This is a genomic window from Xiashengella succiniciproducens (genome assembly GCF_023674465.1).
Classification (GTDB): Bacteria; Bacteroidota; Bacteroidia; order Bacteroidales; family Marinilabiliaceae; genus Geofilum; species Geofilum succiniciproducens.
Genome location: NZ_CP098400.1, coordinates 1951980 through 1968464, shown reverse-complemented (window position 1 = coordinate 1968464; position 16485 = coordinate 1951980). Strand labels below are relative to the sequence as shown.

Below are 16485 nucleotides of genomic sequence, written 5' to 3'. Positions count from 1 at the left end.
AGTTTTTATGTAGATGACCCTTATTAATTGACGAAATATGAAACAGTTGTGATAAATATCCGTAAAAACAATGAATTTTATTATCGCTTTATATTAAGTTTGTCTATATCAGGCTGGTTGTGGGATAGGGGGGAAGGCGCAGCTCTTAATAATATGATTTGATTATGAGAAATCTATACCGATCGCTTATTATTTTTCTTTTCGGTTCGTTTTTTCTTTCATCTGCAGTTGCAGAAGTTATTTACGTGAGACCGGGTGAATCAGGTAGTTTATGGAATGGCAGGTCTCCGGTCTATTCAGATCTTAGGCAGGCACTTTTGGATGCGCAGGCAGGTGATGAAATTTGGGTGGCTGCAGGTATATATAAACCTACAACAGGTAATGACCGCAGTATATCCTTCGAACTAAAGGAAGGCGTAAAGCTCTATGGAGGCTTCGTGGGAACAGAAACAAACCGTGATCAGCGTGACTCATACAGGAATAAGACAATACTTAGTGGAAATATTGGTGACCAGTCTGTTCATACAGATAACTCCAAATCAGTTGTATATGCTGATGGTTCCTCAGTGGTGATTACTGAAGCAACTATAATTGATGGTTTTATAATTGAAGACGGATACGCTCCAAATACTTGGTATGGTGGTGGACTTTACCTTGAGAATGCTTCTCCAAGGGTAGTTAATGTATGGTTTCGCAACAACCACGCCATAATGGGTGGTGCAGTTTATGGTGATGCGACTTCGGCAGCGGTTTTTGCAAATGTAATCTTTTCATCCAACTCATCCTCTTCTGCAGGTGGAGCAGTATATGCCGAGGGAGCAATGACTTTCTACCACTGTCTGTGGTATGGCAACCATAATGCAGTTGCTTATTCGGCTGCTTCATTAGCTGAGGATGCTTCCATCTACAACTCAATAATATGGGGCAATACTTCGCAATCAGGTACTCCTGTTGTTACTGCTGCCAATGTTGCTTATTCAATAGTGCAGGGAGAGGATGCCGGACCAGGCAACCTGGATACGGATCCCTTGTTTCATGTTGCCGAAAATGAGGACTTCCGTCTTAATAGCGGATCTCCTGCCCTTGAGGCTGCCAATAATGCACTTATACCTTTATGGTTAACCAAAGATATTGAAGGCAATGCACGTATTCAGGGCACTGCCGATATGGGTCCCTACGAGGGAGCCGTTAGGGTGCCTGTTACCACCAACCCAGCTGAAGGTGCGGTCTTTGATGCTTCAGAGACTGCTTTTACACTTGAGTGGGGTTGGACTGCTGCTGCTCCGGCCAACATTGTAAGTTATGAGTTAGAGTATAAGATAAACGGGGGTTCTGTAGTTTCAGCCAACACTGCAATGGCAACTTCTTATCAGCTCAGCGGTGTAACCGAATCTGGAAAGATAAGCTGGAGGGTCGCTGCCGTGGATGAAAATGGTAACTACACATGGTCTGCCTGGGCTCAATTTTTCAAGAAACGTGGCCATCCTGTATATGTTAAACCTAACGGAATGGGTACAGGAAAGGCCTGGAATGATGCTACAAACCTGCAGGCTGCTTTGGCAGATTATATACTTGGTGATGAACTTTGGCTTGCAGCTGGTACTTATCGTCCTACTACCACAAGCAACCGAAACCTTGCCTTCGAAATCAGGGAAGGTATTAAGATTTATGGTGGTTTTATAGGTAATGAAAGTGTGCGGGATGCCAGAGACTGGTACAAGAACAGAACCATCTTAAGTGGTGACATTGGTGTACCCGGCAATACAAATGATAACTCAAGAAACGTACTCATAGCCAATGGAACTGCAATGGCTCCGATTACCGGCGCTACAATAATTGACGGTGTTGTTATTGAAGGTGGTTACAACTCCGATAATAACAGCTCCGGTGCCGGAATACTGCTCAACTGGGCATCACCGACCTTTGTAAATGTGTGGTTCAGAAACAACTACGCCTATCAGGGAGGTGCTGTTTACGGAGACTCAAATTCTCAAGCAGTCTTTATTAACTCTCTGTTTACCAATAATTCATCAACAAGATATGGCGGTGCTGTTAGGGCAAATGCCCGGATGGAGTTTGCTAACTGTCTGTTTTACGGTAACAATACAGGCGACAGGGGAGGTGCTGTGGATAATGCATCTTCGTCAACTTTTGTGGCTGTAAACAATTCAATAGCATGGAACAACTCGGCCGGTTCCGCCAATCCAAACTTCTATGCCGTTTATGCAAAGAACTGTATAGTCGAGGGTGGCTATGCAGGAATCTCAATTCTGTCATCCGATCCATTATTCCTGAATGCAAGTGCCAACGATTTCAGGGTTAACCTGAAATCACCTGCAGTAGACCAGGGTAATATCGCGCTTCTTCCTTCGGGAATTACAAAGGATTACAAGGGTAATGCCCGTGTAGTAAATGCATTGATTGACCTTGGTCCTTTTGAAGGAGGTATAGCAACCCCACTTCAGGTTTCACCTGCTGATCGTGAAGTTGTAGGACTTGATAACGGAAAGGTAACCCTTGTTTGGGAATGGCAGTCAACAGTTCCATCCGATATTCAATCCTACCGGATTGAATATGTGGTAAACGGAGGTGCTACAAATTTAGTTGACAGTATTAACAAGATCAACCTTTCATATGAAGTATCAGGACTTTACGCATCTGATGGGGTCAGGTGGAGAGTGGCAGTTAGAACTACTGATAATGACTTGTATTATTCTCCATGGTCTGAGTTTTATATCGAAAGAGGGCATCCTATCTATGTAAAACCAGGTGCAACGGGAACAGGAAATTCATGGAGTGATGCTACAGATTTGCAAACTGCCCTTCAGTTAGCGGTCTTTGGTGATGAACTATGGGTTGCTGCCGGAGTATATAAGCCAACATCCGGAATCGACCGTGGTATAGCCTTTGAAATTAAAGAAGGGCTTAAGCTATATGGTGGATTCAGTGGAACAGAGACAAGCCGTGAGCAAAGGAACCATCTGGCTAACCAGAGTGTACTCAGCGGTAATATTGGTGATCCGGATTCCAATAACGATAACTCATACCATGTAGTAATTATTAAGGGTGAGGTAAGTGTACCTGTTAGTTCGGCAACCGTAATTGACGGATTTATTATTGAAAAGGGGCGTGCCTCATTTGCTTTCAGTGATAATGATAAGGGAGGAGCATTGATAATTAATAACGGATCCCCTCTGATTATTAATACTGTCTTCCGCGAAAACTATGCATTCAGCGGAGGAGCTGTTGCCGTGCTTGGTAATAGTTCGGCTCCTGGATTTGGAAACGTAGTATTCCTGGCAAATGAATCGCGGGATGACGGTGGAGCTGTGTATTCAAATGCTTATCCGGAGTTTTATAACAGCCTCTGGTATGGTAATACTGCCGGTAGATGGGGTGGTGCTGTTTATGGACAAACAGCCAATAGAATTAAGGTTGTTAATTCTATATCACGCAATAGCGCTTCTCAGCTTTCTGGTGATGATATCCGTAACGCATCCGTGACTGCATCTATATATCTGAATGCTGCAGGAACCGGTAACTTCGATATAGATCCCGGTTTTGTAGATGCTGAGGGAGGTGACTTCAGGGTCGGACCTTATGCTCCGGTACTTGATATGGGAGTAGAGGTTCCCGAATGGCTGGAAACTGACTTTGCAGGACAGCCAAGAATCCTGAACGGAAAGACTGATATTGGAATCTATGAAGGTTATCTGAATACGGTAGTACCTGAGTCTCCGGCTGATGGAGAAGCTGCAGCACCTGAAGATGGACTGCTTACCCTGAAATGGAAGTGGTATGATAGCAAGCCCGGAGATGTAAGCAATTACACACTGCTCTACTCTCTCAATGGTGGAGAGTATGAAGAAGTAACTGATATTGCTGGAGAGGAATATGTACTGGAAGGCTTACAGTCACTTGACGAGGTGAGTTGGAGAGTAATAAGCATACATAATGACGGAAGCAGGCGTTTGGGTCCTGTATCTGAATTTAAGGTAAACAGGGGACACCCTATCTATGTTAAACCTAATGGTAATGGTGCAGGAACATCCTGGGATGATGCCGCATCTTTGCATGAGGCCTTGTTTATGGCAGCAGAGACAGATATACTATGGCTTGCTGCAGGGTACTACTTGCCGGTTAACAAATATCCGGTAGATAATGACGACAGGAATGTATCATTTGAACTGAAGAGTGGAATAAGCTTAATAGGAGGGTTTGCGGGAACTGAGACAGCTATCGGGCAGCGCGACCTGTTAACTAACCGGACAATAATCACTGGAGATATTGGAAGTCCTCAAGCTAATGCAGACAACAGTTACCATGTATTGCGTGCTATTGGAACTCCTGCCAATCCGCTTAAAGGAATAGTAATTGATGGAGTAACAATACAGCTAGGCTATTCAACTTCAAATGGAGCAGGTCTTTTTGTTGAGAATGCATCGCTGAAGGTAGTCAACAGCAAGTTTTTAGAAAATGTGGCTGCGACCAATGGTGGAGCTGTTAGCATTGATGCCGGATCTGAAGTCGTTTTTGCTAATGTGATATTCTCCGGTAACTCAAGTGGAACTGCCGGAGGTGCTGTGTGGGCAGCAGGTAATGTTGTATTTCATAACTGTCTGTGGTATGGAAACCACGCAGGTTATTACGGAGGAGCTCTCTTTGCTGCCAGTGGACTGGTATACAACTCGATATTCCAGGGTAATATAGCCCCAAACAATCCAAATATTTACGGCAGTACAGTGACCTATTCAATGATACAGGGAGGATATACCGGAGTTGGTAATATAGATGCCAATCCATTGTTGAATAATCCCGGAGAAGGTGATTTTATGCTTCGTAAGGAGTCCCCTGCCGTTGATAATGGAAACGCTGAGTTGCTACCCGACTGGCTTGACTTTGATTACTTTGGCAGACCAAGGATAGATGGCAATGGTTTGGATCTTGGTCCAATTGAAGGCTATATCGATATGGATCTTAAGGCTCCTCGTCCTGTATCTCCGGTTGATGGAACAGTGCTTGACAAGGAGACAACCAGTGTAACAGTAGAATGGGAGTGGGCAAGTACTCAACCGGCAGGAATCACTGGATACGACGTTGAATACAGGGTGAATGACGACGAGTTCCAGGTCATAACAGATATTACTGATATGTCAAGAGTGATACCTGACTTAAAACCCGGTGATGAGGTGAGGTGGAGAGTTAGGGCAAGGAAAGCTACAGAGGTTCTGGACTGGTCTTATTACTTCAACTTCTCAATTGAAGAGTCCAACTTCATCTTCCTTCCCGGAGCAGAGGCCTTTGATGTAAACATATGGCCCAATCCTATGCCTGTAGGTGGAGGAGAACTGAATATTGAAGTTCCCGGTACTTTAAAGCATGCAGTATTAAGAATTTACACTATTAACGGGCAAATGCTTCAGGAGCACAGGGGTCTGACCGGGAATAAATTTACTATTGATATTGTTACCCTACCGCCGGGCATGTATCTGATTGTAATAGAGGAAAATGGACTTGGGGTAGGAGCTGAAAAACTAATTGTTAAGTAGGATTTTTGCTGGCTTGTGCATGAATTGCTTACAAATTATAAACCATCTTATGCAATTGTTCATTTTTATGCATTAATTAGCTTATGAATTGTTTGAAAATTGCGTGATTTGTTTTAATTTCGTATTAAACTTGAGTCTGAGAGAAGGTGTAGATGATAATTTATAACTTACTAAATTATAAGCATGGAGACCAACGTACAAATAGACAACCTAGATAAAAAGATCCTTTCCCTAATCACTAAGAATGCCCGTATTCCATTTCTTGAAGTAGCCCGTGAGTGTAAAGTCTCAGGTGCTGCGATTCATCAGCGCATCCAAAGGCTTGTGAATATTGGCGTGATCAAGGGTTCGGAGTTTGTTCTTAATCCTGGCAAGATAGGTTTTCACACCTGTGCCTTCATCGGAATATTTCTGAAAAAGGCAAGCCTCTTTGATAAAGTAGTAGCAATGTTGGAGCAGATACCTGAAGTAGTGGAATGTCATTATACTACTGGTCAGTACGCCATCTTCATAAAGATTTATGCTCAAAGCAATGAGCATCTGAAGAGGATACTTCACGACAAGCTTCAGGCCATTCCCGGGATTTCATCAACTGAAACCATTATCTCACTTGATGAGTCCTTCAAGCGTCAGCTACCTATTGAGTAACCAAAGTGAAGTTTTTTAAAATATTAAGGGTGTTCCGGGAGGAACCCCCTTTTTTTATACCTTGATACCAGACATTGAGGCTTTGGATTCCCCGCCAATAACCAGTTCAATACGACTTATCTGTACCCCGAATTCGCCAGAGTGAACTATCATAACTTCTTTACCCGCTGCATTTTTGACAAATAGAGGTTCTTTCATAAAGGTGTGGGTATGTCCTCCGAGGATCAGATCTATACTTCTCGTCCCTGTAGCAACTTTCAAGTCATCCTCTTTGGCTTTGTCGGATTCCAGACCAAGGTGACTGAGGGCTATTACAATATCGCAATCCTTTTCTTTTTTCAGATACCTGGCAGTTTCTTCTCCTTTTTCAATAGGATTAAGGTATTTCAGACCTGCGTGACAAGTCGGAGATACCAAACCGGAAAGATCTATGCCCAGTCCGACAACACCAATACGTGCATTACCCTTTTCGAAAATCTTATAGGGCACAAGGAGACCCTCAAGTGGAGTTCCACTCACATCGTAGTTGCAGTTAATAAAGGGAAAGGAAGTCTGCTTAATAAGTCCGGCCAGGTGGTCCATGCCCTTGTCAAACTCATGATTACCCAGGGTGGCAGCATCGTAGCCCATACGTGCCATCAGTTCCATTTCCGGAGTTCCCCCATAGAGATTGAAGTAGGGAGTTCCCTGTACAACATCTCCGGAGTCCAAAAGCAGGACATGCTCGTTTTCGAGCCTGGTCCTCCCAATAAGTTCGGCTCTACGTGCAAAACCACCCCTGTTGGCATAGCGTGGATCGGTTGCTGCCAGTGGTTCTATATGGCTGTGAACATCGGATGTATGAAGTATCACAACCCTTGTGATTTTTTTCTTTTTCCCGGATAATACAACTGAGGGTACTGCGAGCATCAATGATGCGACACCTACCTGCTTTATAAAATCTCTTCTGCTTGTCATAATCTTGCTGTTTTTGCCTCCGGTAGTATTGTCAGACGTGTAAAAGCTTACTTTATTACAATGATTCTGGGCATGGTATCAGGTATCAGGGTTTTTCCCTGAGAATGCTCCTTTTTGATATGTTCTATTATCAGGTCTCTTACAGGAATGTTGGTTGCAATAATGGTATCCGCCCTTTGAAACATAAAGAATTTGTCACCACCCGAGGCGATGAAGTCGGATGTAAACAACCAGTAACTTTCTTCCGGATTTAGTTCTTTACCTGCCACTATAATGTTACTCGCAGTACTGTCAGCTAATAATGTAAATGAGGCGTTTGAAAGGCCTTCACCATATCTGTGTGCAATGTGATCGAAAACTTCCTTCAGGAGGCTGCCGTTCAGCCTAACGGCAGTAAGATTATTGTCGAAGGGCATGATCTGGAAGGCATCAACGAGTCTGACTTCGCCCTCAGGCAGAGGAGCCCGTATTCCCCTGACATTTACCAGTGCCATAGTACTTCCGTATTCTATGTCTTGTTGGTTTAATATTTCCAGACCGGCATTATAAACTATATCACCAACCAGGGATGAAAGAGTTCCTTCCGGTTTGTCGGAAATCATTGTTGCTGATGAATAACCTATTACCTCATTCATTGTGGAATCTAATTGAGTCAGGTAGGGCTCAATAAAGGCAATAGCGGCTGAATCACCTTTAAGTGTGCTGTCTATTGAAATAAATTCCCATGATGAGATACTGTGGGAATTGGATCGCCCCGAACAGGCACTAAGAATCAGGGAAACCAGGATAATACTCTGAAATACAAGACGCCTCATACTCTATAATTTTGCTGCTAAAGATAGAAAAAGATTAACCACCGTTTTTCTATAGGTGATTGATTTAAATCAGAAATCCAGCTATCCCTTATTATAGCCGGGATTTAGAAATACCTAATTGAGCGGGTATTGCCATCGTCACGTGACTTGGCTTTGGGAGAGGAGAATTCCCTGTCCACATTTGGAGAAATAATACTGTGGATGTCAATCGACAGGGTGAGTTCCTGGAAGTTGAATAAGTTTACCGACTTACTCCCTAGTGGAAAGTCATAGGAATAAGTAATACCTATGTTTTCGTTGACTTGTGCACCAAGAATCAGCGAGGCTGCATATCCCGGTCTGATAGACCCGCCTGCAGTAAGCATCCCATCATAGTTGTACAGTGCAGTAATATCATAAACCATCTCCATACCCTCTTCAAACCTGAACAGGGTGGCCAGCTTTGCACTGTGATAATCAGATATGCCAATATTTGCACCTGCAGACATATAATATATCTGGTTATATCTGAACTGCCTGCCTGCTGCGTCGGGATATTCTATTTCTGAAGCCAGTATCCTTGGTATTGAAAACCCGATGTAATATAATGGCGAGTATATCATCAAGCCAGCACCAAAGGATGGTGTAATCTCATTCTCAATATCGCTTGCAAAGTTGGGGTCACTTCCATCGTTAAGCTTTATATCACTGAGTTTAACGCGGTAACTGTTGATGCCACCATTGATACCCAGCGAAAGAAAATGGCTGTGATTGATCTTCAAGAGATAGGAGTATGCCAGAGAAGCATGATTGGCCATTACTGGACCTGCAATATCTGAATAAAAACTGGCTCCTGCAGACATCATTGTCTCGTTGATGGGAGCATGGGTGTTGAGCATAAAGGTCATGGGAGCACCATCCACGCCAACCCACTGTTGTCGTGTGGCTATATCAACAGCCAGAGAGTTTCTGCCACCTGCAAATGCCGGGTTAATCAACAGAGGATTGTTTGCGTGTTGGGTGAAATATGGATTTTGCTGTGCTGACAGGCTAAGTACAATAAAAAGCATAGTAGCTGCCGCTATGCACCTTCTAGTTCTTTCTACTATGCTTATGCCGTATCTTTTAAGTGTCATCTCTTACCTGCTCAGATATACAAAACCCTTGAAACTTTCTAATCCCCGTATTTCGATAAGATAGTAATAAGTCCCGCTTTCCATCTGCTTCCCCTTATAGATCCCCGTATTGGCCACTCCATCCCAGTTATTGTTCCAATCCTTGCTCTCATATACAAGCACACCTGCCCTGTTGAAGATGTTTATCTCAATATTGGCGAAGTTAAGGAAGTCGGGAATATTGAAGGTGTCATTGATACCGTCGCCATTGGGAGAAAATCCTTCAGGGATAAAGTATATTCTTTCGGGCTCCTTGTTGACGGTTAAAAACAACCAGGCTTCATCACAATCACCTTCGGCATCACAGACCCTATAGAGTATTGAGTCTGTCTCGAGTCCGTAGCTCCGTAAGTCAGGAACAATCAGGAGCTCACTGCTGACCTGACTTGTGCCCTTACTCAAATCACGGAGTATCTCGAGTGTGATAGGTTTATCGTACAGGAACTCGTCATTCTTGAGTACATCCAGTTTAACATTCTTGGTCTGAAACAGGATCAAAGTGTCATTATGGGCAATAGGGGCAAAGTCATAATCTTCAACAACCACTCTGACCATGGCTCTTCCACACTCATTGTAGTTGTTACATATCTGATAAGTCAGTGAATCACTGCCTGTGAAGTTCTCGCCGGGAGTATAAATTATAGTATAGTATGAGGTAACAACAGCCTTGCCACGCTTTGGTCCATCTACAACATCTATCCTGGAGATTCCCTGACTTATGCCGTAGTCATTTTTTGAAATGTTAATCTCAACAGGGGTCATCTCAAAAGTACGGGCAAAGTCGTTGTTGGCAATAACAGGGGTATTTGCTTGAATATCACCCACGGAAATACCCTCAACTGATACATTTGACAAATTTTGTCCGTACGTCGAAGCTATTGATATGAGTAAAAGTATAGTATATAGAGTTCTTTTCATCTAATACCAAATCTTTGCCCGGTTTGGGCAGGTTTTGTATTAACGTAAATTGCCCCTGTTAATTGCCCAAAAATAACAATTAGAGACTAACGTTTAAACAAGCCGCCTTTTTTCCTGTACTTTGCGTCGGGATTTACGATTGGATCTCGTTCGGAACATGGAAGAGAACGAGTCTTTTTGTCGTGGCAGAAATTATAGCCAAACACTAGCAGGTAGGCACTTCCATAATGTGTTTGAGCGCCGGTCAGTCCGAGCTGGTGTTCAAGTCCCACATTAATCCCCTTGTAATTGATACCTCCGGTAACGGCGAGTCCCAGACTTTTACCGAATTTGGAGTCCACATTCCGTCTGTAAGCAATAACACCCCAAAATGAAAAGTCTTGATTAAAGGTTGGAATATCCAGTTTCATATTAAGATCAAGCCTGGTATCCTGTAGCGAGTTGCGCCTGTAATATATTTGTGGTTCAAACCAGATATCACGTGTCGGATACTTGAAGTAGGTACCTGCATGTACGTGAAAGTCAACTGGCAGTTCCGGTTCATATTCTGAGTCGTACAGAGGATTGTTTTGTGGTAGAATGTTGGTTGCAGCAGCCCCCACGTGATACTTGCCAATACGAAGCAGCATACCTGTATTGGCGTTGTAGCCAATACCGCTTTCCTTGTTTCCACTTACAACAGGGTCAATACCGACACCTCCCTCAAAGTTACTTTGATCCACTGTGGCCTGTTCAATTAAAGCACCAAGGCCGAAGACAAGTGATGTGTTGGTGCCGTTACGGTTTTCCTTAATCTTAATCTCGACTGAGAAAGCCTGCATCAAACTCATCTTGCGGTTGTGACCATTACGGTCATTGAATATATAAGTTCCGGATCCCACATTACCACCAGCAGGCATCTGCGCAGCAAATAGCTGGGTGGTAGGTGCTAGATCGGTTCCAAACCATTGACGCTGATAAAATCCGTTGACGCTTACGCATGTTCTGTTAAAGCCTGCCGCCGCTGGATTCATTAAGAACATGTCATAGACATACTGGTTAGTGACAAAGTACCTTTGTGAAGATGCCATTGTAACTATTAGCAGGAGGCCTGTGACAAGTATGATTCTGAGTCTCGACATAACAACAATTCCGGTTAAGGGTTAGAGACCGGGAACCCCCTCGGGTTCCCGGATTCTTTGGTTTATTATCGTTTCAAGGTAACATTACCTTTCAGGTATTTATCAATTGGCAACAGATGAATTACGTACCAGTAGTCATCGGATGGCAAAGGACGATTCAGATATTCTCCGTCCCATGCAGGATCTGAAGCCTTGTACTTCCTCAATAGTTTTCCATATCGGTCATAAATATAGATGATGGACTCTGGTAATTTTTCGATGCCTATAATCTCCCACCTGTCGTTAAAGCCGTCGTTGTTGGGTGTAAAGAAGTTGGGTACCTCCAGATTCAGAGTTGTCTCGAGAAGGAAGGCTTCACTGTCTTCGCAACCATTGGCGTCAATAACATATACAGTATAATTGCCGTTTGGTAGATTCTTGAATACGTTATCTGACTGCGGTGCATTATTGTTTAGGGCATATTGAAGAGGTGCAGTTCCGTTTTCGGCAAATACCACTATTTGACGGAACAGAGTCGAATCAAGGTAGGTAATTACAGGATTCGGGAACAGCTCTATATTAAATGTATCGGTATTCAACCAGCAACCATCAGATACTTCAACCATGTAACTTCCTGCTGCAGTAGCCATCAATATCTGCTGATCACCAACCTGATCACCTGTTTCCATATTAAACCATCTGTAACCTGTAATAGGCACCTCTATCGGATCATCAGATGTAGAATCAAAATAGATTACAAACTCGCCTGCATTCAGTTCGGTGCTAAAAGGAACTCCGTCCTTTGGTTCGCATTCTGCAAGGTCAGCACCTGCCTCATAGTAGGTAGGCAGGGCCAGAAGTACAGACTGACTGGCAGTTGACCAGCAGTTGTCTGCATTTTCTACTCTTATCACGTTTACAGTATCACTGGGGCTTGCAATACGTCTTCTTTGACCTCTGTACAGATTGTCGTGCCAGATCATATCGGTCCAGTTTTCATAATCACCCTGAGCTTCAATCTCAACAGGAAGATTTACCGGACAAATATCGACCATGTTAGGACCAAAATATACTGTTGGGAAGTCCTTCCAGATTACCTCAGCCTGGTCGCTGCCTTCGCAACCATATTCACTATAAACAGATACACTGTAGGTACCTCTCAGAGCTTCAATAGAACTTTGGTTCCTGATGCTACGACCTGAAGGTAGAGTCCACAGTATTGTATAACCGTCAGCAGCAGAGTAAGGTACACTTAGTGTTACCTGTTCATCAGGACATACAGTAACATCATCAATACTTACATTCGGAATAGTACCCAGACTTATCTGAGCTGTTTGGGAAGTGACACAACCGTTTCTGTCGGTTACTTCCAGAGTAAGCGTTTGTGCAGCATTTACTGTGTAGCTGTTAGTGCCGGCAACTCCATTCCATAAGTAGCTTACATAACTTGGTCTGGATTCGATAGTGATTGTTTCACCCGGACATACTACAACACCGTCAGTAAGTGTAAACTTAGGAGCTTCCAGTACTGTAACTGTAACGTCATCACTGGTTACACATCCGTCATTACTAGTAATGACTACTCTGAAGGTGTAAGTGCCGGCTTTACGGTTACTGATCGCCAACGGTTCATCTGACAGCAGTTCAAACTCAAGGCCGGGTAGAACTTCATACCAGGTGTAATTGGAAAGTCCTGCTAATCCGGCTGGTAAAGCAAGAGTAACGCTTTCATTATCGCATACAGTAATATCCTGAAGGTCAACGTTGATTGAATTTAGTGATGTCGCATCAGCCCAAACAGAAGCAAAGCAACCCAGGCCATCGAATGCTGTCAGACGGTATGAACCACGGTTGTCTCCATCAACAGTGTAGCTGGCAGCAGTGCTTAAGATTGGCATCTGACTGGTAATTTCCATATCTCTGATACCACGTATCCACTCATATCTTTCAGGTGTTGTCTCGTCCTGATAATGGGAGATATACGAGTTTGGTGTAATTCCCAATACTATTTCCTGGTCAGGACAAGCTTCCTGGTCAACCATTTCAAATATGGGAGCTTTAACGACTTTAACTTCAGTTTGACCTACAGTGCTGCAGTTGTGTTCCATTTTTCCATATAGTTGATAGTGTCCCTCAGTAGAGGTGACTAGCCAACTTTGAATTGCACCCGGGATGTCAGTGAAATTAACACTGTCTTTACTGTAACTCCATTGATATGCACTAAATTCACGTCCGTATGGATCATTAAACTCGATTTTTATAGTATCTCCTTCGCACATACGTCCGTCAGTTGTCTGATCAAAAACCAGGTCGATTTCGGGAAGAGGAGTAATGATCAAGTCGAAGTATCCTGATACAGGACAATTATGGGCTGGATCATATGCAGTTACAAAATACCTGCCCGACCAGTTGTCATTATCGCCTTCAGCAGTGATTGTCAAGACATGATCAACTGCTACCTGGTTGGCCTGTAGAGGAACTGAATCACCAGGAGCACTTGGGTCTGCCTTATATAACCATGCATAGTTTATGAAGTTGCTATCAATCTCAATTTTCAGTACGTTGTCATAGCATACTACTACAGTATCCAGATTGAATACCACTTCATTCCACCATCCGTAAGTTGCCTCATCTGTAGCAACACAACCATTGGCATCAGTTACTTCAACAGATATATTTCCGGGTTCAGTAACAGTAATTGAAGAAGTTATGCTTCCGTTATGCCATCTGTAAGTTGCCCCTGGAATGTTGACACTAAAGGTTTCACTTCCACCCGGACATTCGGTTACATCATCCAGCGTTACATCAGGCAATGGGTTGATAGCAACGTTGATGTTTTGTGTCAGTTCGCAACCATCAGCATTATATACTCTCAAAGTATAGACACCGGGTTGTTGAGGAATAATATAGGTTTCTTCTGAAACAACAGTTTCGTTGAAGGCCCACTCATAGAATAATCCTTCGCGGTATTCAGTTCTTAATTCCGAACCTTCGCAAACAGCTTCATTGGCTCCAAGTGAGATAGTTAGTTCAGGACCAACTGTGACCCTTATCGTATCAGCATGTTCGCAGACTACCCCGTCAACATCTGTACTTACATGGAGGACTACTTCATAAGATGTAAGCTCCTCAGCAGTATATGAAAAGTTGAACTGTCCTCTAAGATCCGTTCTTTCAGTTCCATTTACATACCACCTGTAATCTGCAGCAAATGGCAGAAAATCTGGAAGTCCTAGTTCAACTACATCACCCGGACAAACTGCCATATCATCACCAAGGTCAAAATCAGGAATTATATAGTCGATATAAACTCTGTCAGAAGACTCGCATGATGAGTTAAGTACTTCGACCCAGTATTCACCGGCACGGTCAACCAAAACAAAATCAACATCAGTAGCAAACGGGGTAGTGGGGTCGGATGAGTGATACCAGTCAACCTTTACTCCATTGGTTCTAAGTTCAACCTTGTTGCCACGGCACAATGCTCTTGGACCGTTTATTGCAACGGAATTGTATGAAGAAAAATAGCCATAGCTCATACTTGCGCCGTTGGCGTCAAGGACGCTAAGATGGAACAGCTCATCAAATGCTGGTTCTGCTGTTGGTTTGAACCTGATAGTAATAGGTAGTCCGGTAGAAACGCCTTCACCTTGTCTGAAATACCTTACAAAGGTGTACCACTGTTCGCCATTTATTGTAATTCCTGTATTATTGACAAGTTGGAATCCTGACCTGTCAGTACCTACAGTACCACCATTGAATATCATATTGCTGATGTCAACTTTGGTTCCGCTTGCAGTCTGATAGTAGGCCTCAAGTCTTAGATTACCATTTTCATCATAGATATTCTTACTCTTTGTAAGTATCTGAATAAAGAAGTCAGCATCGTAAACCCTTGCGAAAGTGACTGAGCGAGAACCTGTACATTCAAGCGCAGGAAGTACACCACCACCTAGTTCATAACAGTAGCTTGAAATCTGATATACAATTACCGGTTCGTCAGACTCAATATAGATACCATTGTCTGAGATATTTGTCACATAGGAGTCACCTCTTTGGAACAATTCACTTCCATTGGAGTTTTTAACTGCAACTCCGTTGATTCTGATACCTGTTGGATCACCAACTGGCCAGATAAATACCTGGTTGGATACAGTCCTTGAATCATGGCCATATTTGTTACCATAGTAGCCCTGATATTTGGTACCATGCGATGGGTGCATTGCAATATACCTGGTGCCGGCCTTTGTAATAGGAATCAACTGGTCACCTACAAGGTCATAGTGGATATAGGAATTAGTCTCAATTATTGAGTCATCAGATATAGTGACTGCAATATCATTGCTTGATTCAATAAAGATACCACCAAGGCTTGCATTGGTAGTTCTGTTGTTTGACCTTAGTGAAAAAGTCTCACCCCTGTTGAGTGTGATAGTAAAGCTGGTACCTGTGGCCGGCTTTCCAACGAAATCATGTCTTGCTGGGTCGAAAAAGAAAGTTACCGTAGTACCATCTGCGGTAGCAACTATATCAACCTTTTCTCTTGCTTTGGGAGTATCAAAATAGTTTTTAAAGCGGTTCTGTGATGGGATAATAAAGTGCGTACCAAGAGCATTACGTCCCTTCAGGTTAAAACGTTCAGGGTTTTGATCATTGGCTACCTCATAGTAGACAGAGATATTGGCCCCGTTGGTGGACTCTATCAGCAAACCCTTTTTAAGTATCGGGATTTGTTCAGGTCCACTTGCAACAGGGTCATTCCCAGTAACATTGGGCCAGTCGCGTGGATAGCCTGTCAGGGCATCCATGGTTCCGTTTTCAACAGCCCATAGCATCGTGTTATAAGGGATACCTGTTCTATCCCAGAACTCATGCATGACCTGGGTATTGGCCGGAATATTAAGGATAATGGGATCAAAAGCAGGGTTAGCCGGTTGTGAGATACTCACAACAGCCGGTTCATCGAAGGTTGTTATTCTAAGCACCCCGGGTTGCTTATTATGATCCCTGGTTGTTTCAGGAACAACAAACCAAAAGGTTTGGTCAACTTGTGCATCAACAACACCCGGCAACATTAGCATGCCGCAAAAAACCAAAAAAAGTCGTACAAGTTTTTTCATGACGGTAGTAGGTTTGATTAGGCAAAACACCATCGCCCTATATAATTCAACCCGTTGGTTTACTGATGTTTAGGCGACACTCTGCTAAATATCAACAGGATACAACAAAATCAGGCCTTTATTTTTTCAAGACCCTCTTTCGTAATATCCATTCGCCCCCCAGTGTTTCAGGAGTTTTTACTCCTGAATTGTGCTTAATTTTAAGACTTTTCTTAAAATTTTTA

General features: G+C 43.2%; 8 protein-coding genes. 2 read left to right on the top strand and 6 right to left on the bottom strand.

Annotated elements, in window-relative coordinates:
* Positions 1–164: 164 nt before the first annotated feature.
* Both M9189_RS08315 and M9189_RS08310 read left to right on the top strand, forming a co-directional pair.
* Positions 165–5549 carry a choice-of-anchor Q domain-containing protein gene (locus M9189_RS08315; protein ID WP_250722290.1) on the top strand — a complete coding sequence of 1795 codons (5385 nt, stop codon included), beginning with the start codon at positions 165–167 and terminating at the stop codon, positions 5547–5549.
* 183 nt (positions 5550–5732) lie between these two features.
* The gene (locus M9189_RS08310; RefSeq protein WP_250722288.1) at positions 5733–6197 is read left to right on the top strand and encodes an Lrp/AsnC ligand binding domain-containing protein; all 465 of its coding nucleotides are present in this window, start codon (positions 5733–5735) and stop codon (positions 6195–6197) included.
* A 54-nt stretch (positions 6198–6251) separates the two neighbouring features.
* On the opposite strand, the gene M9189_RS08305 is transcribed toward M9189_RS08310, so the two are convergent.
* The 6 genes from M9189_RS08305 to M9189_RS08280 all read right to left on the bottom strand — a co-directional run bounded on the left by M9189_RS08305 (position 6252) and on the right by M9189_RS08280 (position 16261).
* Positions 6252–7154: a bifunctional metallophosphatase/5'-nucleotidase gene (locus tag M9189_RS08305; RefSeq protein WP_250722286.1), complete on the bottom strand. Its 903-nt coding sequence runs from the start codon at positions 7152–7154 to the stop codon at positions 6252–6254.
* A gap of 47 nt (positions 7155–7201) precedes the next feature.
* Complete coding sequence (locus M9189_RS08300; protein ID WP_250722284.1) at positions 7202–7969, bottom strand: 5'-nucleotidase C-terminal domain-containing protein; 768 nt, start codon at positions 7967–7969, stop codon at positions 7202–7204.
* A gap of 104 nt (positions 7970–8073) precedes the next feature.
* On the bottom strand, positions 8074–9084 hold the full coding sequence (locus M9189_RS08295) for a PorP/SprF family type IX secretion system membrane protein (RefSeq protein WP_250722282.1): 1011 nt from the start codon (positions 9082–9084) through the stop codon (positions 8074–8076).
* A 3-nt stretch (positions 9085–9087) separates the two neighbouring features.
* On the bottom strand, positions 9088–10041 hold the full coding sequence (locus tag M9189_RS08290; protein ID WP_250722281.1) for a T9SS type B sorting domain-containing protein: 954 nt from the start codon (positions 10039–10041) through the stop codon (positions 9088–9090).
* A gap of 86 nt (positions 10042–10127) precedes the next feature.
* Complete coding sequence (locus tag M9189_RS08285; protein ID WP_250722279.1) at positions 10128–11162, bottom strand: PorP/SprF family type IX secretion system membrane protein; 1035 nt, start codon at positions 11160–11162, stop codon at positions 10128–10130.
* Positions 11163–11227: 65 nt separating this feature from the next.
* A complete protein-coding gene (locus M9189_RS08280; protein WP_250722277.1) occupies positions 11228–16261 on the bottom strand; it encodes a T9SS type B sorting domain-containing protein in 5034 nt (1677 codons plus the stop codon).
* Positions 16262–16485: the final 224 nt, after the last annotated feature.

What these genes read in the sequence shown, in the direction of transcription:
- M9189_RS08305 (WP_250722286.1), bottom strand. Translation starts at nt 7,154, where the DNA reads ATGACAAGCAGAAGAGATTTTATAAAGCAGGTAGGTGTCGCATCATTG.
- M9189_RS08285 (WP_250722279.1), bottom strand. Translation starts at nt 11,162, where the DNA reads ATGTCGAGACTCAGAATCATACTTGTCACAGGCCTCCTGCTAATAGTT.
- M9189_RS08295 (WP_250722282.1), bottom strand. Translation starts at nt 9,084, where the DNA reads ATGACACTTAAAAGATACGGCATAAGCATAGTAGAAAGAACTAGAAGG.
- M9189_RS08310 (WP_250722288.1), top strand. Translation starts at nt 5,733, where the DNA reads ATGGAGACCAACGTACAAATAGACAACCTAGATAAAAAGATCCTTTCC.
- M9189_RS08280 (WP_250722277.1), bottom strand. Translation starts at nt 16,261, where the DNA reads ATGAAAAAACTTGTACGACTTTTTTTGGTTTTTTGCGGCATGCTAATG.
- M9189_RS08315 (WP_250722290.1), top strand. Translation starts at nt 165, where the DNA reads ATGAGAAATCTATACCGATCGCTTATTATTTTTCTTTTCGGTTCGTTT.
- M9189_RS08300 (WP_250722284.1), bottom strand. Translation starts at nt 7,969, where the DNA reads ATGAGGCGTCTTGTATTTCAGAGTATTATCCTGGTTTCCCTGATTCTT.
- M9189_RS08290 (WP_250722281.1), bottom strand. Translation starts at nt 10,041, where the DNA reads ATGAAAAGAACTCTATATACTATACTTTTACTCATATCAATAGCTTCG.